The organism is Butyrivibrio sp. LB2008, from assembly GCF_000621565.1.
Lineage (GTDB): Bacteria > Bacillota > Clostridia > Lachnospirales > Lachnospiraceae > Butyrivibrio.
Genome location: NZ_KK211307.1, coordinates 92,821 through 118,873, shown reverse-complemented (window position 1 = coordinate 118,873; position 26,053 = coordinate 92,821). Strand labels below are relative to the sequence as shown.

The window sequence follows — 26,053 nt, the reverse complement described above, 5'->3', positions numbered from 1 at the left end:
GTATTAGCACCCTCTTTTTTCACTACTATCTAATAACAGATTTTATCATATCCTTTAAGGTCATAGAATAAAAGAACAGCTACCTTTTTCGAAATAGCTGTTCTATGTAAGCTCACTTTTCATAGCGTCACATCTTCTCATAACATATGCCGTTTTAAAAAAATGAACAGCTATCCATTCGAATAACTGCTCTATGTAGCGCAAAAATCATGTGTTTCTTCGTTTTTTCTTAATTATAAAATGAGATTATTTACCCTAAAAAACAGGGGTTAAACGGGGGTTAAAGCTATATCACGCAAAAGTCGAAACTCAGTATTCATGCAGGTTTCAAGAGTTTTTAGAGGGGTATGCCGTGGCAGACGAATAGTATCTTAATCATATATTCCTACTCCTTGATATTCCGAGTTATTCGCTGAAATGCGCACCACCGGTGGATTACAAAAGTGTTTACTCTATCACGCGACATTAAAATAATAACACAATCGTGTAATATTACGGAATATTTCGGAATATCATGGACATGAAAGGTAGTCATAAAGTAGTCACCCTGGGTTCGCCATTCGGAGATATTCGGAGTTGGGATTGTGCCGTATTTTGGCAAAAAAGCAAATAAAAAGCAGCACAGGATTGCATTGTCCCATGCTGCATGATTATGTACAGGCATAAATAAACTTATCAAGAAGTTTTTTTTACTAAAATCCACATTGCATTTAAAACTTTTTCGTCATACACAATCCAAAAGCATTATAATAAAAATGCAACTTCATCCAAAAAACTACTTAGATGTGTTCTTTACTATTCACTACATCTCGATACAGTAATATAGAAGGGAGACAGCTAATATGAGTTTAATCAGATGCCCCGATTGTGGAAAAAAAATTTCGATTAGAGCCGACTATTGTCCAAACTGTGGTTGTTCTTCAAAATATTTTTCCACCAACGAAAAAATCAACTCTCCAACCACTACCGTCCCCCCAGCCACAGACTTTCCCACTGAAGGAGCCGATAATAACAAAGCTGCTTCAATTAGTTCTATTACAAATGAATCAGTCTCTTATAAAACTGAAGAGCGTAATAAGCTTTCTTCAACTCCAACATATCAATGTGATAATCCTTACTCAAAAAAAATGGGCTGGTTCATATTTTTAATCTATTTTTTTCTTCCAGCAAGTATTTTAGTAAGCCTTCCACAATTATTTGATTTATTATCATACTTTGGAGCGCCTGATACTCCGTTAGCATATTACTTTAATGCTCTAATGACACTATTTTTGATAGCCCTCATTGGTTGTATTCATTATGGCTTAAGAAAATATATCCAATCCTCCCCTTTATATTTAATTTTCTTTTTTGCTATAACTGTAGTTGTCGCATTGAATGAACTTTTATTTTTCTATGCCGACTATAGTGTCCAATCAAATGCTGTAACAAAAATTTTAGCAGGCACAATACATATCATAATAAATTCCATCTATTTTAGACATCGAAAGCAACTGTTCAATACTCCTAATAAAAAATACAGCTATGTTACCATAAGCATATTGGTTGCTTCAATCATAAGTTCTTTTGCTTACTGTATTTTAATTCCAACAAGCAAATCATATATTGTAACTGAAACCAGCTCCATTATTTCAGATAATACGCCAACCGGCACAAGTGAATCTACAACTGAAATAAACAACTCCGCAAAAGACAGTTCTCCTTCTAACTTTAATTATATACAACCAGAATATAACGACCAATCCTTCATAAGTCACTCATTAAATATAAAATTAAAATTACCAAATAACCTAAAATACAATACTAAAGATGAGATGATAGAATTTGATGGAGTTTCTTCTTCAGACTTCTACTCCGATTTATGCAGAGATATCCAAAATGGTATTGCTCGATCAGAAATGTTAGCAAAATCAGAAGACGGATTAACTACAATCTCTGTCAGAATCCTATATACCGGAAAACTCACCGAAGATATCTTTAATGAATTCAACATACTGGATTATGTTAGCGCTGAAGAAACAAAGAAAGAACTTGATGCAACAGAAGTGAACGTATCCGACATCTCTGGCATTTTTTGTCAGAAACAATACAAAGGTGTCATTGTAACCATCAATTTTGATACTCATCTCACATTATATGAATATGAATATATAATTTTTAATGATAATTACATTGGATACATTATGGTTACAGGATCTTCTCCTCAAGAATGTGAAAAGTATATGCAACACTTTGAACCATATAAATAACTCTTAAAAAGCAGCCTTCCAGAATGAGCTTAATTCCCTGCCCAGTTCAGAAGGCTGCCTATTTGGTGCATTATTATTGCGTATGTCTTAATATTGTTGTTCAAAGCGAAAATATATCTTTACCTCATTACCAAGTTTTCTTTTGAAATAATCTACAATAGTTTGACGAGAAAAATCATTTTCAATATATTTTTTATAACATCCTTGATTATTGAATATTATTATATATTCATCATCTGATTCTTTCATAATATTTGAATGAGTAAGGTATGATCTGTCCGGCTGTTGCAAATCTGTAAGTAGTATTGATTTTTCATCATTAGTTAGAAACTTTTTCTGTCGTTCTGCTCGCTTCATTTGTTCAGCAATTCTCATTTTTTCGATTTCTTTTCGCTGCTTCTTGTTGGCAATAGTTGATGCTAAAAATTTTAGACCTACTCCAAGAAATAACATAGTTATAAAAATCAGAACATCAATAGGTATCGAAAAAAAATAGTAGGATCCCCATTTAAATAGCATCCTTAATAATGAGAGTAAACCTATGCCTGCAGAAAAAGAGCCGATGACGTCAATTGTGGTGGCAAGTGAACTGTTTCTATAAACTGTATAGTGGATTCTTGGCATAAATAAATCTCCCTTTATTATTACTGTATTATTTGATTTCTATATATTCCGCCTCGACTTTTGGAATAGTTATAGATGCCTGTAACACAGAAGTATATGTTTCTGTCCCATAAAGTTCCCCATATATTACAACGTTGTCATCTTCTAAAATGTTGTCCTCGTCATCGGACTTTTTTTCATACTCGACATATATAACATTATTATAGTTATTCTTAAGTGCTACTCTTAATGTAAATTTCTTTCCATTTTGCATTACTTGAACAACTCGTCCTGATAACTTAGCTTTTTCTCCTAACACTTTATCTGGATTTCTCGCAATTTGTTCATACGTATATGATGAGCAATTGTTTTTATAAACCTGCTCCAGATCTTCATTTTTGTAGTCAAGCTCTATATCTTGAAATGCATAGACATGTAACTCTTTTTCTTCATCAACATAACCTTTTATCTCATATGAAGCTCCTTTTTTTATCCTTGATATACCTATTTCATTTCCCTCAACAAAAACTGTGGATTCATATAATTCTCCACTATTATCAACTTCACAAAATTTAAAACTCGATACTTTATCTCCTATTATGGAAATATCTTTTACTATGCCTGACGCAGAGAAGAAGAAATCATTACTGTCTGCTTCCTCATATTTGCACTTATAAAAGATCACCGGGGTAGCATCATCAAGCACAGTAATATGAGACTTAACATATTCCAACGAGTTTTTGATCGTTATCCATGAAACGAATTTATCTGAAAACTTATCCATATTTTTAGATAAAGTATTTAATTCGCCAAAGGAAAACATTGAAAAACTCTTTCCACTTTTTAACATATAACATTTGACAATATAGGGATTATCATTTATTTGAGTTTTGTATTTTACATAAAATCCCTTTTGACCAGAAATTGTAGTAAATTCGCTCTCAATCCTATCCTCATCTTTTTTTACTAACCCAGTCAGTACAGAGTCATATTTTAAATCTTCAGAATCGTCACCTATTTGGACCATTACTAAACCAACTGCATTATCGCCATATGGATAATAATATATTCTCTCCGCCCCTTCATCTGAAGTGCTTGATTCAGTTTTCCAATTAGATGGTTCTTTAAATATTATGTCTCCTACTATTTTTTCTTTATCCATTTGTGGAGAAGTCCAGTTCTCTTTAATTCCACTTTCAGCATAATCAATTGCCGTTATCTTTTCATCATTCCCATCTAAACTTACAACCATGGCGTTTTGATTTGCTAGCGTAATTCCCGGTATTTTCATTTGAAGCTGCAATCCCAAATAGTCTCCCAACACTCTAACATTATGATTTGCAAATGAATCCAACTTAGTACGGAAGGTATCCCCAGCACCAGGAAAAGCTACTATCCAATCACCATCGCTAGTATTAACAATAAAAAATTCATTTTCAGAGTTAATTTCTGTGATTTTACCTTCGATGTATATGTGCGCGCCTGCTAATCCGTTTTCACTAGCTAAAGAATTATATTTGCTATACTCAGCCTTTTCAAATCCATCTGTAATTTGTGATTCATTCCCATTTACAGCTTGTGTTTTTACAGTATTTTGGCTGCATCCAGAAACTACAGGTATTGTGATAATAAGTAAGGTTATTAAAAGCTTTCTTATCATAGCCGCACTATTGCCCCTTTTCAAAATCTTAATCACAATGTAAGCACATCATATAGTAAAAAGCGATACAATGTTACTCTTTTAACGTATTCAACAGCATGTAATTTTATTTAATACAAACAATTACTTACCTTATTCTACCAGTCAATTATTAAGCCCCAATTAAAGCGAAATAATCATTTTCTTATAATTGCAAATCGCAATAAAAAACAGCCTCTGGAATGAGCTTAATTCCCTGCCCACGCCAAAAGGCTGCCTATTTGATACATTGCTTGGCTATCCGCTTTGCCTCCCTATCCTTTTTTCTTTACCCACCTATCTTCTTTCCCCTTTTTTCCTTATCTTTTCCTTCTTCCCCACTCACACAACTCTAAACGCTTTCTGGGAAAGTGGTTGTATCTTTGATTCTTTTCTTAGCTCTCCCCTTGCCATGTTAAACTCCTGCATCCTGATCATCTCTTCTTTTGCATCATTAAGCCCAAGATGGGTGTATACGTTCATCGTGATGCTTATGTCCGAATGCCCCATCAGATATTGTAGCGTCTTAGGATTCATTCCTGCTCTGGCCATATTGGTACAATATGTATGCATGCATATATGAGTTGTGTTCTATAATCCTTAATTACAGTTAGTCGCGTTTTGAACGAGATTCTCAGATAAATATATTGCTCAAAAAACGGGGCCTGCATCGCATAATATATTTATATTGTCTTTGTACCACATTTATGATACGCTATATATATGAATAAAGATAATTGCTTAATTTACTAAGGTGAATCCCACACCATTGAATGGTATTATGACAAAAAAGGTTATAGTCAAGCATATGAATATTTCCTCGAATCATCAGATTCTCAAAAACGAAAATTTCTTATGCTCGTGAAAAAAATGGGAGATTTTGGAGTAATTTTCGATAAGACTAAATTCAGAAATGAAGGCGACGGTATTTACGCTTTCAAACCTCAACCTGACAGATATTTATGTTTTTTCTTTGTTGGAAAGAAAATAATAGTTACCAATGCATTTCAAAAAAAATCCGACAAGCTTCCAAAAAGTAAAAAAGATACTGCATTAAAAAACATGGCCAATTACAACTCATCTCAAGATAATGTGTAATGAAAGGAGCACCCCTAAATATGAAATCTACATTTGATCAATTTATAACTGATAACCCTGAACAAAAGAAACTTTTTGATAAGGAATATGAAGAATTCCTCCTTTCAGAGTTCATAATACAAAAAATGGAGGAAGAAAACGTCTCTGTAAGATCACTTGCACAGAAAGCTGATGTATCCCCTACCGTTATACAGAAACTTAGAAATACTGAAACTGCAGAAAAAATCAATTACAAAACTTTTATAGCAGTAATTAATTCTTTAGGATATAAAGTCAAACTCGAAAAGATTTAATTTATGGTCTCCGCATTTTACGGAGACCTTTTCTATTTCACTAAATATCCTACACATACCTCATCTGCATTACAATGATATAGATATCATTTCTTTTGATAAAATCAACGTCGGATCCTTTTCTGAAAGCGCCTTCATTATTTACTCTTTAATAAAAACAATGCTTCTTCATATTTACGAGTTGCAGTATCCACGATATAAAGCTTTTGGTTTCCATGTGCCTCTCCATTTGAATATGTGGAAAAAAGATCCAACGTCAGCACACCTCCTACATCAAGAGGTTCCTCTACAGGAGTATGTCCTACTACCTGATAAAAGATATCGTCTCTGAACATCCTGTAGAAATCAGCCTGAGGTCTCGCCCAAATCGGTGAGCTGTCCCTCCATAATTCTCTTTGTCCCATACGATTTATTTTCGCAAGAATATCATCAATCTCCTTCACATGATACCCACATGAGTAAAACACAAAATTCTCAGTAAGGCCGGCATGGCTAAAAAGCACATCATCTATCCTATGCACAAATCTGTATCTTTCTCCTATGACATTCTCCAGCATTGTAATACCTTCAATAGCTGTTATTCTTGCCTGAACCGAGTATCCTGATTCCATCGCATCCCAAAGATAGGATACATCATGATTGCCATAACACCACAAAGACCTATCATGCTTTTTTCCAAATTCTGCAGCCCTGTCCAAGGTCTGTCTATATGCGTCCAGATCATTTCCTTTTCCCCAATCATCTACCAAGTCTCCAAGAATGACGATATCATCATAACTGCTCTCATCTATTCTGTCTGCCATGTCAAAAATCCATGGCTTTAAATGTACGTCCGGAATTACAAGCACTCTACTCACTTCAAAATCTCCAATTATTAAACTCTATCTACACTAATAATATTTCACCTGCAATGATTTTCCGAATAAACACATCAAATGTATCTGCAACTTCAACTACCTCTTCAAATTCAGGTTCATATGCTACAACAATCTTTCCTGTTTCAATATCTATACCATAATAGTAATAATCACCGCCAACACTCATGACAATGGGAATTGTTTTATCCCAAAAATTCGTAATTCTTTTTTCCATTCATCATCATCAGATGCAGCCTCAAGGCTCATATCCTCAAAATCATTACAAAAATCCGTAAAATCAAAGCAGGTAAGGAACCATATATTTCCCTCAGAATTTGAAATATAGTTAAACTTTGATGCAAAGTTTAACCATTGTTCAGGTATCTTCCCATACCTCGCTCTTTCTTCTTCAGGAAAATCATTTTCTTTTTCGGATAATTCAATATCCCATCCATTATTTTGTGTCCATTCAATAAATTCTTCTATCATCTCAAATCTCCATTAATACCCTTATGATACTCCAAAAAGCTTCGGGCCTCTGCACTGACAGCCGCATCAATACCAGCACCTGAAGCTATATCGTTTAGAAGCGTAAGATATTTATCTTTATCATCCAATTGCGGCGAATTAAGAATTCTATTTAGCATCCATAATGTATGTTGTGTAGGCTTTCGCTTAAGCGATTCATATAACAATTTCTCATAGCCATTCAAATAGAACCGTTCAGCATAATGAACTGCCGGCCCCGGCATGCCATAATAAACGTTTAGATTCTTTTCCATATGATTTAGAATCACTTTGACATACTCGATAGAATCATCTTCTTCGATAATATTTTCCAGCACTTGTTCTGTTAACCCAAAGTCCTCGGAAGAAATAGCATCTATAAGCTCTTTTTCGTATCGCATTAACTTGTCCTCACAAAAACTTCATTCTTTAAATAATCTTCTGCTCTTACTCAGCAAATGGTCCTCTCATCCTATAAAAATAGCAATCTTCCAAGAATAGGCAGTAACTGCCAAAACAGAAAAGGGCTGTCGCACTAATTATTTATTAGTGCGCAGCTCCATCCTCACATGCGGAATCCCATCTTCCATGAACTCATCGGATACCACCTTGAAACCTTCTTTTGCATAATATCCGATAGCGTAGACCTGAGCTTCGAGGTATATCTTTTTTGCACAAAAGACATCTTTCGCTACCTCTACGCCCTTTTTAAGCATCGCTCCTCCGACGCCTTTACCGTGTTCAAGAGTGACCACCCTTCCGATCTGAGCCACTCCGTTTTTTTCATCTCTCCAAAAGACGCGAAGACACCCTGCAACTCTTCCCGACTCGTTCAGGCAAAAGACATGCAGCGCATCCTTATCTTTATCATCAAGATCCTGATATATGCATTCCTGCTCTGTTACAAAGATCTCGAATCTCGTCTTCAATATTTCATAGAGCTCCTCAACGCTGAGCTCACTAAAATGCTTTACAATAAAATCCATCGATAAAACTCCCGGCAATTAATTGAGTTCCAAACTCTTAAGCTCATCTTCCGTGTACTCACCAAGCTTCAGGCAATCCGTATCTATGAAACAGATATCAAAGTACGCCCGAAGATCCTCATATTTTTCAACAGAGTTCTCTGCAAAACTCTCAAGCTCCTCGCCTTCGTGCCCGCCCTTATGTAACTCCAAAACAGCATTCTTTACAATGATTCGGTCCGCCTCGGGAAGTCTCTCTATCGTTGTGATCTCTTCGACATCATCTTCATCAATAAGATTATCCTCGATATCATCGTCAAAGTCCTCAAAGCCATCAAACTCCACATCGATACCATCAAACATCCCGCTAAGCATATCGGAATTTATCAGATCAACTTCGCCAACCTCTTTATTAATGATGCAAAAAAGAACAAATTCCATTAGCTTGTTCGGAACATACTCCTCCTCTGACTTCAACAACTTATAAACACCCAAAAACGCCTCATTTGCCTGCTCTATCGGGTAGTTTTCCGGCAAATAATCCGTAGAAACCATCTCCGCAAAGTCCATATTCGGAATAAGCTTCGATATATCAACAAGCTCATCAAAACTCTTTGACGCCGCCTCAGGATCAAGCTCTCCACGCTCCGCCATCTTCCAGACAACCTCATCGAGGATTATGTCTTCCATTATTCTTATAAGTCTATCGTTGATGAATCTCGACACAATTGCATCTGCCTTCTCATCCCCAATAAGATTCGGTATTTTAATCATTTCTCATTCTCCTTTTCCATCATAAAAGGCCTCCTTATGACACTTTATTTTATCATAGAAGGCCTATATTTTTACCGGATCATTTATTCAACTTTCCATACGCAAACTCTTTAACTCCGTCTTCAGAATCATATTTTATGACTTTCCTGTCTCTGTCTACTTCCAATATCTTCCAGCCTTTGCGAAGCTGCGCGAATCTGTCGTCATTTGCAGAAAAATCTATGCCTGCTTTTTTAAGCGGCACATCATCTAAATAATACATTGGCTCAAGTGCACCTGTGATATTACCTTCTTCCAATCTCTTTTTGCGAACGCTGCTCGGAGTCATGAAGTTTTCCAGTGAAAAGCCCCATGTGGGATCCACGTGATATCCAACACCATCTGCTACAACATAAGACCACGCATGTACCCTTCCTGCATCATTGAACTCATACGCGTCCACTCCGCACTGAAGAAGCAGATAATTATACAATCCGCTAAGATTACCACAGATACCCTTACCTGTCATGAATGTTCTATATATGCCATACTCCCAGTTATTTACCGTGCCGGCTGTCATGCCATCAAAATAATCATGATCATATGCATAATTGTCCACTATATATTTATAGAGAGCAGCGCATTTCTCAAAATCCGTGTCGCTCTTTTTGACATTTGCATTTAATACGTCTTCAATCTTCTTCTCAAATTCACGTTCTCTTTTTACAAACTCTTCCTTGGGAATGGAGTAAGAAATCTTTCCAACGCCATTGGAATATCCGTCATAGAGGCCGAGATACTCAGTACAATTTCTTTCGGCAGGGAAAAGATTCGGTAACGCTCCTCCCACCATGCACCACACATACGCATCTCCGCTCGCGCATTTGAACGTATCTTTTCCCTCTCTGAGAGCATCGCACAGATTAAAGAACGATGTCCAATACTCCTCACCGTACGCCTTGTAAAAGCCTTCCGGGCATACATGCGGGTTAAAAGAGAATTTGCTATCAGTAGTTTTAGTAGTTTCTGTTACTTCTTTAGCCTGTACTGTCTGAACGTTCACGCCCAAGCAGCCTGAAATGCTAAGTGTCAGCGGCAAAAGAATGCTTATAATTTTGTTTCTGAGTTTCATCATTGTTTTTCCTTTCTGCCTGTAATATTTATGTCGATTTACAATGCTTTTATAATTTTACTCAATTAAGCTTCTGATTTCCATACAAATTAACAGTTTCGGAACAAATAAAAACAACCTCCTATGTACCGGAAAAGGCTGTCCACCATCATTATATTCTTTATCATTTAAATCTCTTAAGATTTCCAAGAAGCTTATCTGCAGTTTCCTTATCAGCAGAAAAAGCCGAAACTGTCATAAGACGTCCGTCCTTAATCAGATATGCCTCTGTCATGTAGGCATTACGGCCATTCTCTGTAATCGTGACACAAACAACACGGTGTTTAACTCCCATAATTTCCGCATCTTCTGTATGTACCTCTACCTCGCTGTATTCTTTCTCAAATTCAATCTTACGGCGCACAGATACCATTTCTACAAAAGCAGCTTCAGAATATTTCATCTTTTCAGACAAGTCTGCTACAAACGCATCTATAATTTTATGGCTACTGGCAGATTCTGCCTGTGCCACATAAACGCTGTTATAATAGCTAAAAGACTCAAGCATTACATTATCACTGTTTGCACCCAATGAATCTCCGCCTTCGCCAAGTTCATCTTCGGGTTCAAATTTCATATCATCATCGATAACGATAGCAACACCAAATTCATCATTCTTATAAACTTTGCTCTGGTCAATATCATCAATGTTCTCTATAATGCCTATTTCCCCGGAGACTTCCTCAGACTCTTCCTCAACGGCCTCATCCTCGCCAGATGCCTCAACGCTTGCTTCCACAGACGCCTCTTCCGCAGCCACATTGATTGCCAAATCTGCATCTATGCTTACTTCCACAACTGCCTCTTCCTCTACAGTCTCGCCTGTATCCTTTGCGCATGCTGTTGAACTAAATACAAATGCAACTACCATCAGCATAGTTACCATTCTTTTTTTCATAATAATACTCCTCGAAATACATTAATATATCGAGAATATGTTATCAAAAAGTTAATAGCTTTGCAAGATATAAGTAACAAATGCTGTCATATTACGTAAAGAGCCCTATCTGCCCTCCATCATTTTCTTACGATAATCCGACTCTATGGTGGCATCAAATCCATCAAGCAGATACTCCTTAGGAATGTACTTATTATACTTAAGATCCATAAAATAATTGCAGAATATCTGCTCACCATAAATAATTCTGCCATTTCCATCAGTAAGGGCATATACGAATCCATGATATGAATCCGCGTTTACTGCAAGAAGTTCATAAGTTTTTTCCTCTTCAACGCAGTAATATCCTACATATTCCGTAGACTCATACTCTTTTAACCGCTTCATCTCTTCCGCATAGTCATCCGCAGAATAATCCACCACCAAATACCCCAGATACTGCGCATCCCACGGATTATAGTAAACCATTTTATAATCCGCGACATTCATATCGTCCGTGATCTTATCCGGCCATATATGTTCGTCCATTTCCTTATCCCATTTATTTTCTTCATCTTTGAACGGAGCTTCGTTATGGGAAAAAGACATATATTCATTGTAATGTGTCACGTCATCATATACTTCGATCGGCGATAAAAAGACTTCCACAATCAACACCACCAAAACCCCAAACAGTGCAATCACCCGCCAAAACGCAACGATCATTCCGACTACTGTCGATATCTTCATAAAAAGAACCAGCCTTTTATGCTTAACTATCTTTTCAAGTAATCCTGTGACATATAAAGTAATGACGCCCATAATGATCAATGCGACTGATGTTGTAAACAAAACGCCATAATTGACCTCGTTTTTATCGGCATTGCCTGCTGTCTGTATCACAATAGACAAGAGTAAAACCAACACCCCGACAAAGCTTATTATCTGTATACTTCTTAAAAGCTTCCCCTTTTCTTCATTGGCATAATCTGCCATCTTGGTTGCCACTTCTCTTACTTCATTATCCATCATCTCGCTTTTTCTCTCTCCTTCAATTATTTCTCTGACATCCACATCATAGAAATCCGCAATCTCAACCAGCAACGAAATATCAGGAAGATTGGTTCCGTTCTCCCATCTAGAAACCGACCTTGAGCTCACATTAAAAACCTGTGCAAGCTGTTCCTGTGTCATTTGCTTTTCATGTCTTAACTCTTTTAATAATCTGCCTGCCTTTTGCTGATCCAATTATTTGCTCTCCTCCTCTCCTTGGATAATTGAAGTATAAAAAAAATGTCCTCAGGCCACCACGACACAAAGCGAGAAATGCCGTGTTTTCGGCACCGGACAAGGTGTGTCCGGTAAGTCCTATTGCCCTAAGGACGGGGGTTGCGAACAATTAGGCCATTATCAACCTCCAACAGTTCTTTTATTGAATTATGATACTACTTCTCTACAAAATTAAAAAGTCTCCAAGAATCGCTTCCACTTCATGTCTCTTCTCATACAAAACGCATCCGCCGTCATGATCGTCAATAAGCACGCCTTCTTTCTGCAACGCCTTGAACAAACTTGAGTTCATGGCTTCCCTCAGAGACGTGTCTTTTACGTTTATGTCAGAATACGGTGAAAAAGGGCACGGCTCAGCCCCACCATGAGAATTTATATGAAAAAAGCCTCTTCCGGCCGCAATACATCCGCCTGAGCTTTTCTCATCTCCGGGAAAAGATACAAATACCATCTCCGGATGTTCCTGCCTAAGTCGCATGATCTCTTTTTTCAGATATTCTCTCTCCTCATCTCCCGGCGCCAGATGTGCCGAATCATCCGTCACCGGAACAAACTCAACAAAGATCACTGCTTTGCACCCCTTATCAGACAGTTTGCCAATGAAGCTCTCCGAAGAGACATCCCTAAGATTATCTGTCGTCACAGTCACTGAAGCACCGTAAATAAGCCCGCGCTTGTTCAGCTCATCCATATTGGAAACGAGCTTGTCATAGACTCCCTCGCCACGTCTTTTGTCCGTAGCTTCCTTTTCGCCCTCAATGCTCATTATCGGGATAAGATTCCTGTTTTTATCAAACATGTCAAAAAACTTATCTGCCATGTATGTTCCGTTCGTAAAAATCGGGAACAGTATATTCTGCTTCTTACCTGCAGCCTCTATCACTCCTTTGCGAAGAAGCGGCTCTCCGCCTGCAAGAAGAATAAAACTGACTCCAAGATCGTCGGCTTCGTCAAATACCTTAAGCCACTCATCGTCTGTAAGCTGCTGAACAGGCTCAGTATCTTCCGTAGCATTGTTGCATCTGGAATAGCAGCCCGCACAATGAAGGTTACAACTGCTTGTTATACTTGCAATGAGAAACGGCGGAATATGCTCACCCTCTGTTTCCAGCCTTGCTCTTTTCTTTGACGCAGCTCTTGATGCCATGGCAAATTTCGCCATGTAGGCACTTTCTTTTGGATTCTTAAGCGTAGCTTTTATCGCATCCGAAACCACCCTTTCGACTCCGCGTGTCATATATTCCTGAATATCAAATTCCTTCATAAATACTACCTCTTGCTACTATTTCCAACTACAATTGTTCACAGATACATCGATTTTATACAATTACATTTTGCAAAATCTTTTTTTATTATCATATCACAATTTTTATTTTCTTCAATGATTATTTTTGTTATCAAAGTGAAAAAAGATCCGACATAATGTCAGACCTTTCTATCACTCCAAAACCAGCTCTTCCCCGGGCTTAAGTATTATCTTCCCAGGCGCATCAAAGCTCTCAGCCACGCTCATATCAAAGCCGCTTTTATCCTTCGCAGGTTCCATATGGTAAGGAATCGTGTGCTTGGCACCAATAATCTTTGCACACTCAGACGCCTCCGCGGCATCCATGTTGTAGACTCCGTCGCAGCACAAAAAAGCATAATCAAGCTTCTTTTCCACAAATCCGGACATCGAAGGCGTCGTTGACGTATCTCCGGAGAAATATGCCTTTACGCCGTCAGAAAATGTCAGTATGAACCCGACACACTCCGAAACGTCATGATTACTGTTGTAGCCGGCTTCCACAGTTTCAACGGATACAAACCCAAGATCATAATTCTGACACTCCCCATCTTTGAGAGCATCCGACCATTTTATAACAGTACATCCCTCATTCTTCGAAGTAATCAGATTTTCCTGCGTATGATCATAATGCCCATGTGTCATGAGGACAAGATCCGCCGGAAGATTGTAGCCATCGCCCATAAACGGATCGATATAGATTGCTTTCCCTTCGCCTGTGACGATCCTTACACTGCCGTGTCCCTGATAAAGAAGCGTTGCAGCCATATCTTTATCCTCTGTTTGATCTTCTACCTCTGCGTATTCTTCGGCGTCTGCCTTCTCAAAGACGCCATCTGCAACTCGCTTATACTCGCTACTACCTGTGCCGTCAGTGCCATATTTAGCTGCATTGTAATTTTGGATGTTCTTCATATTAGTTGACCTCCTTAATCTGCATCTACCCGCAAATAGTATTTTCCGCAATGCAAACACCGAAACAAATAACCACAAAGACTTCCATCTTTTCCCAAACATTCACGTGCAAAATCATACCCATCAAAAGAGCCGTCTGCTTCAAAAAAATCATCCGCAATACCAAGTTCTTCCAATTCTTTTGTGCCCACCGTACCAATATATTCGCAATAATCATTGCAACAAGCCACCCAGTTTTCACCTTGCCAACTCAAATATCCCGGAGTCCTGCAAAATAATTCTTCTGTAGCAGCTTCATTATCTATAGGATCAGCATCCTGAATAAAAGAGCCATCAAACTTTTCTGTTGCTTTGCCACTTGCAACACAATCCATGCAGATACAGTCTACATGCGCCCTTGTATACATATGCTGAACATAAGCGTCTGCTTCCTTGCCACAACAATTACAAATGCCCTTACTAAACTTTACTTCTCCGCATTCATAAACATTGGGATGGTATTTAAACTTAGGTAATTTATTCTTATCCATATAGTCATCTCAATTCCAGGTCAATACTTCCAACTCATTCTATGGTAAGCCTTTGTTCTATTATATCAATCCTTATGAAAAAAGTACCGCATAAGAAGCATGGTCTACACTGCCAAATAAAAAACCTCGCGGCTCTCTCCACCGCAAGGCTCTCAATTCATTCTTATAAATCTTATGGGTTACATTTTTTGCAGGGAACATATCCCTTATCAATCAACTCATCTCTTGTCCCGTAATGATACAATTTATTCTTTTCCTTCATATCGTCCACACTTGTGCATGAAGGATAATGAAACTTCTTCGTATTCTTATTTGCTATATATGTAACTGTCTGTCCATCACCACTATTTGAAGAAGGCGCGTTTCTCTCAATATTCTGATCCGCCGAATCTGAAGTAATCTTAAAATCCTGTGTTTTCGGTGAAAAAACATAATTCTCATCGGCGTAGTTGCTTCCATCCGCATAGTCTATAATCACGCCGGGCTGCACATTATAGCAAAAAACATTAAAGCGTATCCCTTTCCCATTGTCCTCAACGGAAAGCGCCTCCATCTGAACTCCATCGCATAACAAGTTGTTTCCGGAAAAAATCGGCGTAACCCTATACATCACATGATTCCCGGTGCGCTGAACATAAGAAGCAACCATGTTTTCATATGGAAGCATCCCCTCAACATTCATGTACCTGGTGCCGGTTATCAGATTTTTCTCATTAGCATTCTCTCCTGTAAGCTGATAACCTATCATATGACATCTGTTATAAAGATAAGGCGGCTCCGAATCTACAAGTCCCGGATATTTATTCTGTTTCCAACCCGAAGGTTTAACAGAGCCAATAGAACCACGTGCCTCTGTAGGCATCAGGTCTTTTCCAATACATGCTTCTGCCGTAGTACATCTGCCAAGTCTATCAAGTTTACCGTAACGCTCAAAAGAAATCGTTGTCAGCTCACCAACATCAAACGCCGGACTATTGCCATTAAGTACAATCGAAGCCTTATCTGAATATTTAGGAATCCCACCATCCGCACTGACCGTCTTAATTGATATTCCGGGTGTATTCATAGTTATGCCGACAAGCACAACCATCGCAAGTACTTTGTTTATCAAGGAATGCACTTTCTTCATCAAAAAACCTTTCACTCTAACAATGAAACCATTTTAATGATATCAGTGAAAACTTAAATCGCTCTTAACTTGGGATAAATTCTAAATTCAAAATGATAATATAAGTGTGAAAAAAACCTCGGCATAAACCGAGGTTGTCACATTGTTAAATACACAAAAGTCTCATAGACTATTATCTTTTCCCCCTATCTCCAAACTCACATCTCCAATATCCCTTCCAACTCCTCCGTCAAATACTTCTTCAATATCTCATCCGCCTCAACATCCCCAAAACCGTTATAGAACTCCTCTGCCACACCCCCTGCGATAGCTCCGAAAGTATCACTGTCACAGTTAAGGCTGTAAACATTCCTGATAAACGACTCATAATCCGTGCTCTCGTAAAAGCATCTCATAGCTGCTGGAACAGAGCCCTGGCAGCTTTCATTCCACGTATAGCGCGGTCTGATTTCGTCAAGGCTATAACCAATGCTGTACTCATAATCTTTTACCGGATACTGCTCCAGAACATAATCGTAAATTTCCTGCTTAGTCTTGCCATGGCGAGCCATCCAGATACAGGTCGAAGTAACAACTGCTCCCTTGATTCCTTCAGGATGGTCATGAGATACTGCTGCCACCTCTGCAGCCATCTTCTGCATCTCATCATAATCTTCAAAAGCCTCGCCGATATAAGCCGTTCGCATAGCTGAGCCATTCCCCCAACTGTTATAAGGTGAATGGTCGAATCCAAAAATCCATCCATAGAATCTTCCGCCAAATCCGCAATCAGGGTATCTCCTTCCAATATCTACCATAGTTTCCACGAGATTTTTTCCCTCTACCAGCGCCTTTTTGATTGCCAAAGTCATAACCGTGTCATCAGTAAAACCTATCGGACGACGGCTTGAAATCAATGGAACTGCCTTCCAATCCAAATCCCTTGGCCTATTAAACTCATACTGTGATCCTAATATATCTCCTAAAACCGCTCCTTTAACTGCCATATTCTTCACTTCCTTCCTCTCATCCTAAAATCGTCCCTAATCGCATTAGCCCATCCGCACCCGAGCATCTTCGCCTCAACATCCTTGGCGTTCTCGGCCATCATAACGGAACAAACTGCCGTAGATACCCCTGCATAAACCTTCGCAGTGCCGATGTCATCACAGACATAATTCACGGCTCTGTCCTTACGAATCCCATACTTCTGCGCTTCGGCGTAAGCATCAATGTTGGCGCCGATAAAGATAAACTCCCAGCCGTATTTCTTTTGCTGCCTCTTAACCATCTTCGCAATCTTCCCCCGCGAATACTTTTTGCTGGCGTTTTCCATGCCGTCTGTAGTAATTACAAAAATAGTCTTCGCAGGTCTGTCCTCTTCCCTGGCATATTTGTGAACGTTTCCGATGTGATCGATGGATCCGCCGACAGCGTCCAAAAGAGCCGTGCACCCTCTGACATAATACTGCTTGTCGGTCATCTTCTCGATTTTTTCAATCGGCACCCTGTCGTGGATCACCTCGCACTCATCGTCGAAAAGAACTGTCGAAACAACCGCCTTCTCCCCTGTCTTTTTCTGCTTCTCCATCATAGAGTTGAATCCCCCAATCGTATCGGCCTCCAGCCCGCTCATAGACCCCGATCTATCCAGTATGTAAACAATCTCCGTATATCCTTTGCTCATCCTAATTACCTTACCTTTCCTGAAATGTGCTCCCGCGGCCGAGCTGTTCTTGTTTGTAAGGTAATAATACTTTAGGGCAAAAGAAAAAAGGTCGCACGGAAGGCGACCATAAAAAATCTCATTTTGCTTCCTTCGAAAGCGGATCAAGTCCGTAATCAAAGAGCACCATGTCTATCTTGATAACATTGTAAGTCTCATGCTCAATGAAATATCTGACCACAGCGTCAGTCTGTGAAATAGGCGAAAACGCATACCCCGCAAGGCTCAGGAAATCTACCGTTTCATCCATGTTAAGGCGAAGCCCCACTGCCAAGGCCAGCACTTTTTCTTTTGACGGCTTAACCTTGCCCTTAAGGAGCTTGGAAAAATACTGCTTGTTAATATTTGCAGCAGCATAAACCTCAGAATTCTTAAGGCCTTTCTTATTGATCATCTGCTGAAGATGCTTTTCAAAAGACTCTGTGTAAATACCTTTGAGCACATCATCAAGAGACTCCGATCTGAAATCCTTCAGCTTTTTCCCGTCATAAGTCGCTCCATGAAACAGTCCGTCAGCGGAAAGATTCGTTAACTCTTCTGCCTCGCTTTGATCTAAGTCGTAATTCCATGACGGTCTTTTAAGCATAGACGTTTCAATCCGAGATCTAATGCCGGAATACTCGTGATCAAATGCACCCGCAACATACTCATCGTCAATAAAGCTGCGGACTTCTTCCCCAAGTTCCCCCGATACTTTGACAGTTTCGCCATCAAACACAACCAGGTATATCTCCATGTCATGCTCTTCAAGGAAAGCTGTAAAAGCAGCAACTGCAACTTCCATTCCAACTTTCTGAGGAAATCCATAACTCCCGGTAGCCATCACAGGAAACGCAACAGACTTGCATCTCTTCTTAGCAGCAAGCGCAAGCGCCTTGTCATAGCACCTTCGTAAAAGAGCTGCTTCACCCTTATCTCCGCCTTCCCACGGGCAGCCGACAGCATGAATAATATATTTTGCATTCAGGTTAAACGCCGGAGTAATTACGACATCCCCGCGCGCAATAGGACCAATTTTTTCCCTCGCGGAAAAGAGCTTATCCCTCCCCGCCGCTTCATATATAGCCGTATCCACGCCACTTCCGACAGCAACCTCCGGATTAGCCGTATTCACTATGGCATCTGCTTTAACTTTTGTAATATCATTCCTAATAATCTGAAAAGGCATTGTAAACTCCTTGCAAGTGTGATGTCTTGCTGACTTTTGATCAATTGCGAAGTGAAATAATTCATCTAATTGTCAACATGTCAGCACACTACACTCGTCACCTCTTATATCCGCACTCCGCCTTCACAGGTCCGTCAACTCCCGATTCGTAATGCGCCCTAAACTCCATATTTATCTCACGAATTTCCTTAACGCCATCTATGTATGGCTGATACATCTCGATCAGTCCCGCACTGCAACCGTCACAACTTCCGTCGATATTGCCAATCGATTCAGCAACAATGCGCTCTCTTTCTTCTCTTGTAGTGTCTTTAATTAAAATTGAATCCATATTTTCCTTCCTCAAATCCCCAGCATCGTAAACATCCCATATGCCTCCAACACCGGCTTAGCCCATTCATCTATCTCATCATAAAAATCATGCGCGTCTTGATTAGCATTTGCTATTAGTGCTCCAATTTCTTCCCAGCACCTCTTTGTCATAACCGTCACGCCGTAGCTATCATATGCCGGAACCACCTTCATTATTGCCTTTAACAGTTCCGGATAGTTCAAAAAAGTATCATCATGAATATACAAAGAATCCTCACTCCAGAACTCCAATTTCTCAGAGTCCCACTCCCCTTTATACAACTCATGATAGCATGTCCCATGCCTTTCACTGTTCAATACACAAAATCTCATAAACCATTATCTCGTCTGATACTAACTGCAAAATTTTATTTCCCCACTTATTCTATATCAAACACTGGACTATTGCCATAAAAGCTGTTGAACCTGTGCGCTAAGGCACATTGTGCAGCGTTTGCCTGTTGATTCTGCGATGCATATTGTGCAAAGTTCTCCTGTTGATTATTTTAAGAGTATGAATTCCAACAGGCAAAAAAAGTTGCTTTCTCCTATTGCTTTCTTGAAAAACAAGAATTCCAACAGGGTAAAAACGCAACTTTCTCCTGTTGTTTTCTTGAAAAGCAAGACTTCCAACAGGGTAAAAACGCAACTTTCTCCTGTTGTTTTCTTGAAAAGCAAGACTTCCAACAGGGTAAAAACGCAACTTTCTCCTGTTGTTTTCTTGAAAAGCAAGACTTCCAACAGGGTAAAAACGCAACTTTCTCCTGTTATTTTCTTAAAAACCAAGAATCATTTGCCTCAGGCGAGTTACTTCTTCCTCCTTAGGCATAATAATCACATCTCCCCTTTATCTCCCCCCATGCTCTCTTTTCTCATCATACATCGCCTCATCCGCCCTAACTATCAGTTCCTTCAGCGAATCGTCCTCTTCAAGGGTGGCGACGCCGATACTGACTGTCAGCTCAAATGGAATTTTCTCCTCCTTCACAAGCTCGGCGAGCCTTGTATTTATGGCGTTCTTGAGCTCCTCGTTGGATGTGCCGCCTTCAGAAGACACAAGAATAACAAATTCATCGCCGCCGTACCTTGCAATGATTGTCCTGCGGCCTGAGACCTTGCAGCCTTCGCGCAGCGCCCTGGCAATCAGCTTAAGCGCATTGTCCCCTTGAAGATGTCCATAAGTGTCATTGATATTTTTGAAATGATTCGCGTCCACCAAAAGGAGATAGATCTTTTCATGATCACTCTTTCCCCTCTTAATCTGCTCAAAGGACAGATTAAGCTGCTTCCTGTTGTTAAGCCCCGTAAGCGGATCAAGAGAAATAAGTTCATCCACCCACACAAGATACAGGATAAGTGTCGCCAGAGACATAGCAACGCAGGCCACAGGGAGTCTCGGATATATAAACTGAATTATCCCCGCCACACCGGGCGCAACAGGCAAAAAAGCTAATCTAATCAGCTGCTTCCTACTCTTCTTGGTGTCTTTTTTGATGATATTTATGATGATTCTGATCCATGCCAGTACAACATATGAATACGAAAATACATAATTAAGTATAAACAGCGGCCCCCTGTGATATGTTCCGTCGTCGCCTAAATAAAACAGATATTTGAAAAAGAGATTTCCTATGAGCAAAACACCCATGATTACCATGAGTATAGACGAAAACCTAATCTTCCAAATATCCTTAACAAAATTCGTCTCACGTACATGTTCAAAATAAAGAAACCAGAAAAAGCACATACTTGATGTAGAGAAAAAATAGACCGTCTTACAGGCAATAAGAATCCATCCATCACCCGGGATGACATTAGTAAACACCACCAAAAACCAAGTGTCGGAAATAAAGAAAATCATCTCGGAAATAATGGACATAACAAAATTTCTCTGCGCCTCCATCTTGGATAACCCCTGGGTTTTGCGAAGGATTATCCATATCAGGATCAGAGAAAAGACATTCAGTTCCAGATATAACATCGCATATTCAATGTTTGCATCCATATAATCATTATACCGTAAATTTATTATCGACACACGCCCCAACGCAAAATCACACGCGCAAATTAAACATTTGGAAACAACACCCACTCTCATTGACACAAACGGTAATTTGTATTATACTTTTGGTAAATAAGATTATTGCTTCGTCAAACAAGGATTCGTCCCCGGATTTCCGCGGCGCAGCAAAATCAAAAATTAGAGAGGATGTAAACTATGAGTAACGAATTAGGAACGCGTATCTCTGATTTATTGAAGCAAAATGGACTCACACAGAAAGAACTTGCCGACAAAGTCGGAATAACCTATGTCTCAATGTCCAGATATATAAGCGGAGACCGTATTCCGAAGGGGCCTGTTATAGCAAGCCTTGCTACCGCCCTCCATGTAGACGCCGGGTACCTCCTTGGCATCAGCAATGAAGACACCGACTCAGAGCTTGAGTTCTATAGGACTCAGCGTGCCATCGCACGAAATGCAAAGAACTGGACGCCCAAACAGAAAGCCGACCTGGTAAATGCGCTAATGGGAGTCGAGCTCTAGTGCCAAAAGAACTATCGGCACCTTTATAGCAGCACAATCTTATATAATTGGTAACAAGAATCTATCCGGGAAAAGAGGTGAGACTATAAATGTTGGATGAACGCTTAGACTTCAATGACAGTATAGACAGCAATGATATTATCAACACAACTGTTACCAAAGAAATCCATTATAATATAAAGCAGCATGATCTGTCCCGGGCAATCAGGACCATTCACAAGATTATTAAGCCCGCCATAGACTCTTGTCGGAAATCCATTCGCAAAGTTGCTGCTATCCTGATGGGCGTGATCCGTGGTACCATGCGCTCCTTTAGATCGCATGTCTTTTCCACTATCAAAAGATTCATCAGAAAATGCCTAAACTCAAACAACAGGATTATACTCGCCCAGGCAAGAACAACTGTCCTTAATCTCATCCCGTTTATAAGCTCTCTGCTATCCTTCTACGAGAACAACAGCTCAAGCATCCGGGATGTGTATTTAAAGGGAACTCACAACAAAAGTGCCTCCGAAGACGGATTTAATATATCCTTCCAATACTAACCTATTGAATCGACATATTAAAATACGACAGGAGGATAAAAAATGGATGTTACAGTCACAACTCAGAATATTACCGAATCTTACGACGAAGCTATGGATTCCTACCTATGCTCAGAAAAATACAGACAAAAAGTTTCAGCAGCCAACAGCCTCTTTGCTGCTTTCAGAAGAGAGCTTACCCTGGATCAATGCGACACTCTTGCCTGTCTTCTTAACATGTACGATGCCATTTCCAGAGAAGAAGCCCAGGAAGCGCTGCGCGTAGGAATGCTTATCGGTCAGGACTCGTTAAAAAAATAGAATTAATAATTTAAACCTCTATCTCTTTTGATAATACCATCATCTTGAGATAGAGGTTATTTATGTATCAAAGAGCCATCAATATCACTCTACAACCGTAAATTCAATCGGCGTTGCAGCCTCATATTTCTTCCAGTATTCGTTAAACTCTTTTTCTCCGCCTTCAAATTCCTTCGTATCAGCGTCATCAAAACTGTTGGTTTCTCTAAGGAATCCCACGTATGAAGTATCATCGGATTTCGTGATGTCATCTTTTACCATAAGGCCATCTCCGTCAGGATTCATGAAAAGAGATTCGTAAGCATCTGTAGAGCATACATAAACTATACCGTCTCCTACTGCAACCGGATATTTATCCTCCTCACCGATAGCGCATCCGAAGCACTTAGCCATTCCATCCTTCATACCATAGATTGCTACATCGATTGAATGCTTTGCGTTAACTGTTTCCGTGATTGCAAGAAGATCTCCGTCGTAACCCTTAACCTTGATATATGCATATCCTTCACCCTTCTTAAGATTAGAGATTATATCATCATAGCTCTTAAACTGATCCGTTCCCGCATTAGTCTCAACAAATGAACTTGGGATAAAATCAAGTTCTGCTTCGCCTCCCTGCTCTGCATCAGAAGCCTGTGCATCATCCTCAGAAGCTGTTTCAGCCTCTGAAACGTCTGCATCATCTGCATCTTCTGCCTCTTCTACTTCGGCTGTCTCTGCTGCCTCATCCCCAAGACCAAACGCGCTAAGTCCCGAACATCCTGTAAGTGTCAGCATTCCCGCCATAATTAAATAAACAATTCTTTTCTTCATTTCTTTTTACTCCTCTACCCTGTTAAATTAAAAAGCACATGGAAGTCCCAAAACTCCCATGCACTCTATTATAGCACTATTTCTTAATTTATGGTTAACCTATTTTAATAAAACATTAAACAATTTTCTCAGGAAATCCTAATGCGTAAAATCACAAATCACTCCGCAAAAGGCGTATAATCAATCTTCTGATACTTATACTTGGCAAAATCAAGCGAATCAAAAGAACCTATTTCAACATTCGGATCGGTCACTTCATATTCTTCGGCGCCATCCTTGCGATAAAACATGCAATACCGCATACTATCATCCTCACTACGAAGCGCCGTATATAGTCCTTCTATAAAATCCAATTTTCCTCCATGATACCGGTAAAAGAACCATAAAGAATCAGCTGCGGATGTGGAATTCTCATGTGCTATCGCACCATTTTCGCACAGATAATAGCGATATCTTTCCGAGAATGCTGAAAAAACATGCTTAAATTCGCCGTCTATTACAGTATACATATCATAAATCTCATCATAATCAACCTTATGATCATCCGGCTCCTTAAGATCACAGATCCCCCGTCTTTGTCCCTGATACAAATTCACCGCCAAACATAGGCGAATAGGTCTCCCAAAGATTCGCACTTACCAGATAACAATCATATTTCTCGTTATACTTCCAGCATGGTACATCCTCGGGCTCAGGACAATAATCAAGCCCCGTATGCCTTTTGATATATTCTGCAAGCTTAGATCTTCGTACTACAGAATCCTCCCAAAACACTTGCTTTTCCGTAGTACCATAGAATTCCATCTTCTCTTCATCGGTCAAATATTCCCCATCCCCCGTGGCTTTGTAAGATATATAATAAGTCCATCTGTAAGCCACAACCCGGTCCCACCTGATCTCTTCGGGACTTTCGTACTCGGGCAAAAGAAATCCAAAAAGCTCTCCGTTACTGTCAAACCTATTAGTAAACTCTTTTAATTCGCTGTCAGTCAAATCCTCCGTGGATTCACCGCCGCACCCGGCCATAAAAAAAGCTGCTGCCAATATCACCAATGCTGTCTTTATCTTTTTCTTCATGCAATTACTCAAAATACTGTATCTTCTCCACAACCTTCACCGGTCCCTTTACGAGCGAAGCAAAAGTCTGTCCGTCACTCTTTTTCCCGACTGAACTGCCGTAATGAACGGGTATAGCATACTCCGGCCTTATCAGATTTGTAAGATCCGCAGCCTTCTTGGCGTCCATCGTAAACGTCCCTCCAATAGGCAAAAGAGCTATATCGCACTTAACCTGCCTTGCCTCCTTCGTAGCTCCCGTATCTCCCGCAATATAAATGCGCTTACCATCAAGCCTAAGGATATAACCAACCCACTCAGCGCGCTTTGGATGAAACGGCTTAATCGTGTTGTAAGCAGGAACCGTCTCAAGCTCCAGCCCGTTTATCTCCTTGTAAATGCCCGGCTTAACCGTCACAATATCTTTTACATCAGGACGAAGCTCCCCGGCGTCATCCTCCATCTTCTCAGGAACAACAAGCAGCGTCTTTTTCCCTACCACCTTCCTGATATCCTCAATTGAAAAATGATCGTAGTGCGAATGCGTGATCAGCACATAATCCGCATCATGCGGCTCCTCCTTCATGCGAAAAGGATCCACATAAATCGTCCCGCTGTCACTCCTAATTCTTATGCTGTTTTGAGTAAAAACTTCAATGTTGTCTAGCATTTGTGTCTATCTCTCCCTACATATTCTATAATCATATTTACTTAAGCCTTAGCCTGAAATCACACAGCTCGTCTCCATTGCCGATTGTCTTAGTTCTTATAAACTCAAGCCCCGGAATATTACCGTAATTATAGATATCGTTATCACAAAACAGCTTATTTATCTCAGGGCAGCCAAGTTCAGTGAGATATGTGTGGTATGGACACTGTGTTATATCCATGCAGAACTCACCTTTCTTCTTTGGATAAAAAACATTTTTAAATCCCGAAGCTTCCCCAAAGCTTTTACGAGCCACCGGTCCCCACATAGCAAGAAAGAATCTTGTAAATCCGGGGAACTTGGCAGCCCTTGCCAAAGATGCTCCAGATTGCTCACTTTTATTCTTCATAGCAACTCTAATTACTTCAAATGCTTTATCCGCATCTTTTTCCTTCATGGAAAGATATAGCGCTGCCGCGGGAAATATTACTCTGTCGGTGTGCGCTGCCACACCCTTGGGAAGATTCGAATGCTCTGTCATTATCTTCTCAAGTTTATCTGTAGCATTTTTCCATATCTCATCCGCATCGCTTTGCGCAAACTCTTTGTAAACCTCACTTTTTATGAAGTCCATTCCTTTCATAGCCTTCTCTACTGTCATCATACTTTTAGCCAATCTCCTTTATGTTATAATTTTCAACAGCAAAACCATCCAGTCATA

Annotated in this window: 33 protein-coding genes; 5 read left to right on the top strand and 28 right to left on the bottom strand. The window is 39.7% G+C overall.

What is annotated here, in order from left to right; all coding sequences use genetic code 11:
- Window positions 1-842: 842 nt before the first annotated feature.
- Window positions 843-2,249 (top strand): zinc ribbon domain-containing protein, encoded by a 1,407-nt coding sequence (locus T356_RS0115320; protein WP_026515246.1) that lies wholly within the window; start codon window positions 843-845, stop codon window positions 2,247-2,249.
- 87 nt (window positions 2,250-2,336) lie between these two features.
- Here the strand turns inward: T356_RS0115320 and T356_RS19740 are convergent, their stop codons facing one another.
- The 3 genes from T356_RS19740 to T356_RS0115305 form a co-directional block, all read right to left on the bottom strand.
- Entirely contained in the window at window positions 2,337-2,873 is a 537-nt protein-coding gene (locus tag T356_RS19740) for a hypothetical protein (protein ID WP_035781352.1), read from the bottom strand.
- Between the two features lie 28 nt (window positions 2,874-2,901).
- Complete coding sequence (locus tag T356_RS20595) at window positions 2,902-4,512, bottom strand: hypothetical protein (RefSeq protein ID WP_051563484.1); 1,611 nt, start codon at window positions 4,510-4,512, stop codon at window positions 2,902-2,904.
- Window positions 4,513-4,872: 360 nt separating this feature from the next.
- Window positions 4,873-5,067, bottom strand: a complete 195-nt coding sequence (locus tag T356_RS0115305) for a tyrosine-type recombinase/integrase (protein WP_026515245.1) — start codon at window positions 5,065-5,067, stop codon at window positions 4,873-4,875.
- A gap of 231 nt (window positions 5,068-5,298) precedes the next feature.
- Between T356_RS0115305 and T356_RS21355 the strand changes: the two genes are divergently transcribed.
- Together T356_RS21355 and T356_RS0115295 are read left to right on the top strand one after the other, a co-directional pair.
- Complete coding sequence (locus T356_RS21355) at window positions 5,299-5,628, top strand: type II toxin-antitoxin system RelE/ParE family toxin (protein ID WP_255346984.1); 330 nt, start codon at window positions 5,299-5,301, stop codon at window positions 5,626-5,628.
- Between the two features lie 20 nt (window positions 5,629-5,648).
- Entirely contained in the window at window positions 5,649-5,921 is a 273-nt protein-coding gene (locus T356_RS0115295; protein ID WP_026515244.1) for a hypothetical protein, read from the top strand.
- Window positions 5,922-6,058: 137 nt separating this feature from the next.
- Here the strand turns inward: T356_RS0115295 and T356_RS19725 are convergent, their stop codons facing one another.
- The 19 genes from T356_RS19725 to T356_RS0115195 form a co-directional block, all read right to left on the bottom strand.
- Entirely contained in the window at window positions 6,059-6,778 is a 720-nt protein-coding gene (locus tag T356_RS19725) for a metallophosphoesterase family protein (RefSeq protein ID WP_051563483.1), read from the bottom strand.
- A gap of 28 nt (window positions 6,779-6,806) precedes the next feature.
- On the bottom strand, window positions 6,807-7,013 hold the full coding sequence (locus T356_RS21185; RefSeq protein ID WP_155839058.1) for a hypothetical protein: 207 nt from the start codon (window positions 7,011-7,013) through the stop codon (window positions 6,807-6,809).
- The gene (locus tag T356_RS0115280; RefSeq protein ID WP_026515242.1) at window positions 6,962-7,267 is read right to left on the bottom strand and encodes a hypothetical protein; all 306 of its coding nucleotides are present in this window, start codon (window positions 7,265-7,267) and stop codon (window positions 6,962-6,964) included. Before T356_RS0115280 ends, T356_RS21185 begins: the two co-directional genes overlap by 52 nt.
- A complete protein-coding gene (locus tag T356_RS19720; protein ID WP_051563482.1) occupies window positions 7,264-7,686 on the bottom strand; it encodes a hypothetical protein in 423 nt (140 codons plus the stop codon). Before T356_RS19720 ends, T356_RS0115280 begins: the two co-directional genes overlap by 4 nt.
- A gap of 138 nt (window positions 7,687-7,824) precedes the next feature.
- Complete coding sequence (locus tag T356_RS0115270; protein WP_026515241.1) at window positions 7,825-8,271, bottom strand: GNAT family N-acetyltransferase; 447 nt, start codon at window positions 8,269-8,271, stop codon at window positions 7,825-7,827.
- A gap of 18 nt (window positions 8,272-8,289) precedes the next feature.
- The gene (locus T356_RS0115265) at window positions 8,290-9,024 is read right to left on the bottom strand and encodes a hypothetical protein (protein WP_026515240.1); all 735 of its coding nucleotides are present in this window, start codon (window positions 9,022-9,024) and stop codon (window positions 8,290-8,292) included.
- A 79-nt stretch (window positions 9,025-9,103) separates the two neighbouring features.
- Entirely contained in the window at window positions 9,104-10,138 is a 1,035-nt protein-coding gene (locus T356_RS0115260; RefSeq protein WP_155839057.1) for a transglutaminase-like domain-containing protein, read from the bottom strand.
- A gap of 160 nt (window positions 10,139-10,298) precedes the next feature.
- The gene (locus T356_RS0115255; protein WP_026515238.1) at window positions 10,299-11,072 is read right to left on the bottom strand and encodes a hypothetical protein; all 774 of its coding nucleotides are present in this window, start codon (window positions 11,070-11,072) and stop codon (window positions 10,299-10,301) included.
- Window positions 11,073-11,177: 105 nt separating this feature from the next.
- Entirely contained in the window at window positions 11,178-12,299 is a 1,122-nt protein-coding gene (locus T356_RS20590) for a helix-turn-helix domain-containing protein (RefSeq protein WP_051563481.1), read from the bottom strand.
- 205 nt (window positions 12,300-12,504) lie between these two features.
- Window positions 12,505-13,605 (bottom strand): radical SAM protein, encoded by a 1,101-nt coding sequence (locus tag T356_RS0115245; RefSeq protein WP_026515237.1) that lies wholly within the window; start codon window positions 13,603-13,605, stop codon window positions 12,505-12,507.
- 174 nt (window positions 13,606-13,779) lie between these two features.
- On the bottom strand, window positions 13,780-14,541 hold the full coding sequence (locus T356_RS0115240; RefSeq protein WP_242846626.1) for an MBL fold metallo-hydrolase: 762 nt from the start codon (window positions 14,539-14,541) through the stop codon (window positions 13,780-13,782).
- A 14-nt stretch (window positions 14,542-14,555) separates the two neighbouring features.
- On the bottom strand, window positions 14,556-15,071 hold the full coding sequence (locus T356_RS0115235) for a CbrC family protein (RefSeq protein WP_026515235.1): 516 nt from the start codon (window positions 15,069-15,071) through the stop codon (window positions 14,556-14,558).
- A 172-nt stretch (window positions 15,072-15,243) separates the two neighbouring features.
- Window positions 15,244-16,200: a DNA/RNA non-specific endonuclease gene (locus tag T356_RS0115230; protein WP_026515234.1), complete on the bottom strand. Its 957-nt coding sequence runs from the start codon at window positions 16,198-16,200 to the stop codon at window positions 15,244-15,246.
- A gap of 197 nt (window positions 16,201-16,397) precedes the next feature.
- The gene (locus tag T356_RS0115225; RefSeq protein WP_035781346.1) at window positions 16,398-17,186 is read right to left on the bottom strand and encodes an ADP-ribosylglycohydrolase family protein; all 789 of its coding nucleotides are present in this window, start codon (window positions 17,184-17,186) and stop codon (window positions 16,398-16,400) included.
- 5 nt (window positions 17,187-17,191) lie between these two features.
- Window positions 17,192-17,866 (bottom strand): vWA domain-containing protein, encoded by a 675-nt coding sequence (locus tag T356_RS0115220; RefSeq protein WP_026515232.1) that lies wholly within the window; start codon window positions 17,864-17,866, stop codon window positions 17,192-17,194.
- 118 nt (window positions 17,867-17,984) lie between these two features.
- The gene (locus T356_RS0115215) at window positions 17,985-19,073 is read right to left on the bottom strand and encodes a macro domain-containing protein (RefSeq protein WP_026515231.1); all 1,089 of its coding nucleotides are present in this window, start codon (window positions 19,071-19,073) and stop codon (window positions 17,985-17,987) included.
- Window positions 19,074-19,170: 97 nt separating this feature from the next.
- Complete coding sequence (locus tag T356_RS0115210) at window positions 19,171-19,404, bottom strand: hypothetical protein (RefSeq protein ID WP_026515230.1); 234 nt, start codon at window positions 19,402-19,404, stop codon at window positions 19,171-19,173.
- Window positions 19,405-19,415: 11 nt separating this feature from the next.
- Window positions 19,416-19,757 carry a hypothetical protein gene (locus T356_RS0115205; RefSeq protein ID WP_026515229.1) on the bottom strand — a complete coding sequence of 114 codons (342 nt, stop codon included), beginning with the start codon at window positions 19,755-19,757 and terminating at the stop codon, window positions 19,416-19,418.
- A gap of 514 nt (window positions 19,758-20,271) precedes the next feature.
- Window positions 20,272-21,429, bottom strand: coding sequence for a GGDEF domain-containing protein (locus tag T356_RS0115195; RefSeq protein WP_197020929.1), 1,158 nt, complete (start codon window positions 21,427-21,429; stop codon window positions 20,272-20,274).
- Window positions 21,430-21,642: 213 nt separating this feature from the next.
- Here T356_RS0115195 and T356_RS0115190 point away from each other — a divergent pair, with 213 nt between their 5' ends.
- Window positions 21,643-21,969: a helix-turn-helix domain-containing protein gene (locus T356_RS0115190; protein WP_026515226.1), complete on the top strand. Its 327-nt coding sequence runs from the start codon at window positions 21,643-21,645 to the stop codon at window positions 21,967-21,969.
- Between the two features lie 104 nt (window positions 21,970-22,073).
- Here T356_RS0115190 and T356_RS19710 read toward each other — a convergent pair whose 3' ends face one another.
- The gene (locus T356_RS19710) at window positions 22,074-22,292 is read right to left on the bottom strand and encodes a hypothetical protein (RefSeq protein ID WP_035781343.1); all 219 of its coding nucleotides are present in this window, start codon (window positions 22,290-22,292) and stop codon (window positions 22,074-22,076) included.
- A 264-nt stretch (window positions 22,293-22,556) separates the two neighbouring features.
- Here T356_RS19710 and T356_RS0115180 point away from each other — a divergent pair, with 264 nt between their 5' ends.
- Window positions 22,557-22,814 carry a hypothetical protein gene (locus T356_RS0115180; RefSeq protein ID WP_026515224.1) on the top strand — a complete coding sequence of 86 codons (258 nt, stop codon included), beginning with the start codon at window positions 22,557-22,559 and terminating at the stop codon, window positions 22,812-22,814.
- A gap of 84 nt (window positions 22,815-22,898) precedes the next feature.
- Here T356_RS0115180 and T356_RS0115175 read toward each other — a convergent pair whose 3' ends face one another.
- From T356_RS0115175 to T356_RS0115155, 5 genes are all read right to left on the bottom strand, one after another.
- Window positions 22,899-23,627 carry a hypothetical protein gene (locus tag T356_RS0115175; RefSeq protein WP_026515223.1) on the bottom strand — a complete coding sequence of 243 codons (729 nt, stop codon included), beginning with the start codon at window positions 23,625-23,627 and terminating at the stop codon, window positions 22,899-22,901.
- Between the two features lie 158 nt (window positions 23,628-23,785).
- Window positions 23,786-24,217, bottom strand: coding sequence for a hypothetical protein (locus tag T356_RS0115170; RefSeq protein ID WP_026515222.1), 432 nt, complete (start codon window positions 24,215-24,217; stop codon window positions 23,786-23,788).
- Window positions 24,186-24,704 carry a hypothetical protein gene (locus tag T356_RS0115165; protein ID WP_026515221.1) on the bottom strand — a complete coding sequence of 173 codons (519 nt, stop codon included), beginning with the start codon at window positions 24,702-24,704 and terminating at the stop codon, window positions 24,186-24,188. Before T356_RS0115165 ends, T356_RS0115170 begins: the two co-directional genes overlap by 32 nt.
- 4 nt (window positions 24,705-24,708) lie before the next feature.
- Window positions 24,709-25,353 carry an MBL fold metallo-hydrolase gene (locus tag T356_RS0115160; RefSeq protein ID WP_026515220.1) on the bottom strand — a complete coding sequence of 215 codons (645 nt, stop codon included), beginning with the start codon at window positions 25,351-25,353 and terminating at the stop codon, window positions 24,709-24,711.
- 37 nt (window positions 25,354-25,390) lie between these two features.
- Window positions 25,391-25,996, bottom strand: coding sequence for an L-2-amino-thiazoline-4-carboxylic acid hydrolase (locus tag T356_RS0115155; protein ID WP_051563480.1), 606 nt, complete (start codon window positions 25,994-25,996; stop codon window positions 25,391-25,393).
- Window positions 25,997-26,053: the final 57 nt, after the last annotated feature.

What these genes read in the sequence shown, in the direction of transcription:
- T356_RS0115260 (WP_155839057.1), bottom strand. Translation starts at nt 10,138, where the DNA reads ATGATGAAACTCAGAAACAAAATTATAAGCATTCTTTTGCCGCTGACA.
- T356_RS0115320 (WP_026515246.1), top strand. Translation starts at nt 843, where the DNA reads ATGAGTTTAATCAGATGCCCCGATTGTGGAAAAAAAATTTCGATTAGA.
- T356_RS0115240 (WP_242846626.1), bottom strand. Translation starts at nt 14,541, where the DNA reads ATGAAGAACATCCAAAATTACAATGCAGCTAAATATGGCACTGACGGC.
- T356_RS0115155 (WP_051563480.1), bottom strand. Translation starts at nt 25,996, where the DNA reads ATGATGACAGTAGAGAAGGCTATGAAAGGAATGGACTTCATAAAAAGT.
- T356_RS21185 (WP_155839058.1), bottom strand. Translation starts at nt 7,013, where the DNA reads ATGGAAAAAAGAATTACGAATTTTTGGGATAAAACAATTCCCATTGTC.
- T356_RS0115195 (WP_197020929.1), bottom strand. Translation starts at nt 21,429, where the DNA reads ATGGATGCAAACATTGAATATGCGATGTTATATCTGGAACTGAATGTC.
- T356_RS0115280 (WP_026515242.1), bottom strand. Translation starts at nt 7,267, where the DNA reads ATGATAGAAGAATTTATTGAATGGACACAAAATAATGGATGGGATATT.
- T356_RS19710 (WP_035781343.1), bottom strand. Translation starts at nt 22,292, where the DNA reads ATGCGATCTAAAGGAGCGCATGGTACCACGGATCACGCCCATCAGGAT.
- T356_RS0115270 (WP_026515241.1), bottom strand. Translation starts at nt 8,271, where the DNA reads ATGGATTTTATTGTAAAGCATTTTAGTGAGCTCAGCGTTGAGGAGCTC.
- T356_RS0115235 (WP_026515235.1), bottom strand. Translation starts at nt 15,071, where the DNA reads ATGGATAAGAATAAATTACCTAAGTTTAAATACCATCCCAATGTTTAT.
- T356_RS20595 (WP_051563484.1), bottom strand. Translation starts at nt 4,512, where the DNA reads ATGATAAGAAAGCTTTTAATAACCTTACTTATTATCACAATACCTGTA.
- T356_RS0115305 (WP_026515245.1), bottom strand. Translation starts at nt 5,067, where the DNA reads ATGAATCCTAAGACGCTACAATATCTGATGGGGCATTCGGACATAAGC.
- T356_RS0115160 (WP_026515220.1), bottom strand. Translation starts at nt 25,353, where the DNA reads ATGCTAGACAACATTGAAGTTTTTACTCAAAACAGCATAAGAATTAGG.
- T356_RS0115175 (WP_026515223.1), bottom strand. Translation starts at nt 23,627, where the DNA reads ATGAAGAAAAGAATTGTTTATTTAATTATGGCGGGAATGCTGACACTT.
- T356_RS0115215 (WP_026515231.1), bottom strand. Translation starts at nt 19,073, where the DNA reads ATGCCTTTTCAGATTATTAGGAATGATATTACAAAAGTTAAAGCAGAT.
- T356_RS0115265 (WP_026515240.1), bottom strand. Translation starts at nt 9,024, where the DNA reads ATGATTAAAATACCGAATCTTATTGGGGATGAGAAGGCAGATGCAATT.
- T356_RS19740 (WP_035781352.1), bottom strand. Translation starts at nt 2,873, where the DNA reads ATGCCAAGAATCCACTATACAGTTTATAGAAACAGTTCACTTGCCACC.
- T356_RS0115255 (WP_026515238.1), bottom strand. Translation starts at nt 11,072, where the DNA reads ATGAAAAAAAGAATGGTAACTATGCTGATGGTAGTTGCATTTGTATTT.
- T356_RS0115230 (WP_026515234.1), bottom strand. Translation starts at nt 16,200, where the DNA reads ATGAAGAAAGTGCATTCCTTGATAAACAAAGTACTTGCGATGGTTGTG.
- T356_RS0115225 (WP_035781346.1), bottom strand. Translation starts at nt 17,186, where the DNA reads ATGGCAGTTAAAGGAGCGGTTTTAGGAGATATATTAGGATCACAGTAT.
- T356_RS0115180 (WP_026515224.1), top strand. Translation starts at nt 22,557, where the DNA reads ATGGATGTTACAGTCACAACTCAGAATATTACCGAATCTTACGACGAA.
- T356_RS0115165 (WP_026515221.1), bottom strand. Translation starts at nt 24,704, where the DNA reads ATGAAGAAAAAGATAAAGACAGCATTGGTGATATTGGCAGCAGCTTTT.
- T356_RS0115210 (WP_026515230.1), bottom strand. Translation starts at nt 19,404, where the DNA reads ATGGATTCAATTTTAATTAAAGACACTACAAGAGAAGAAAGAGAGCGC.
- T356_RS0115190 (WP_026515226.1), top strand. Translation starts at nt 21,643, where the DNA reads ATGAGTAACGAATTAGGAACGCGTATCTCTGATTTATTGAAGCAAAAT.
- T356_RS0115205 (WP_026515229.1), bottom strand. Translation starts at nt 19,757, where the DNA reads ATGAGATTTTGTGTATTGAACAGTGAAAGGCATGGGACATGCTATCAT.
- T356_RS0115295 (WP_026515244.1), top strand. Translation starts at nt 5,649, where the DNA reads ATGAAATCTACATTTGATCAATTTATAACTGATAACCCTGAACAAAAG.
- T356_RS0115245 (WP_026515237.1), bottom strand. Translation starts at nt 13,605, where the DNA reads ATGAAGGAATTTGATATTCAGGAATATATGACACGCGGAGTCGAAAGG.
- T356_RS0115220 (WP_026515232.1), bottom strand. Translation starts at nt 17,866, where the DNA reads ATGAGCAAAGGATATACGGAGATTGTTTACATACTGGATAGATCGGGG.
- T356_RS19720 (WP_051563482.1), bottom strand. Translation starts at nt 7,686, where the DNA reads ATGCGATACGAAAAAGAGCTTATAGATGCTATTTCTTCCGAGGACTTT.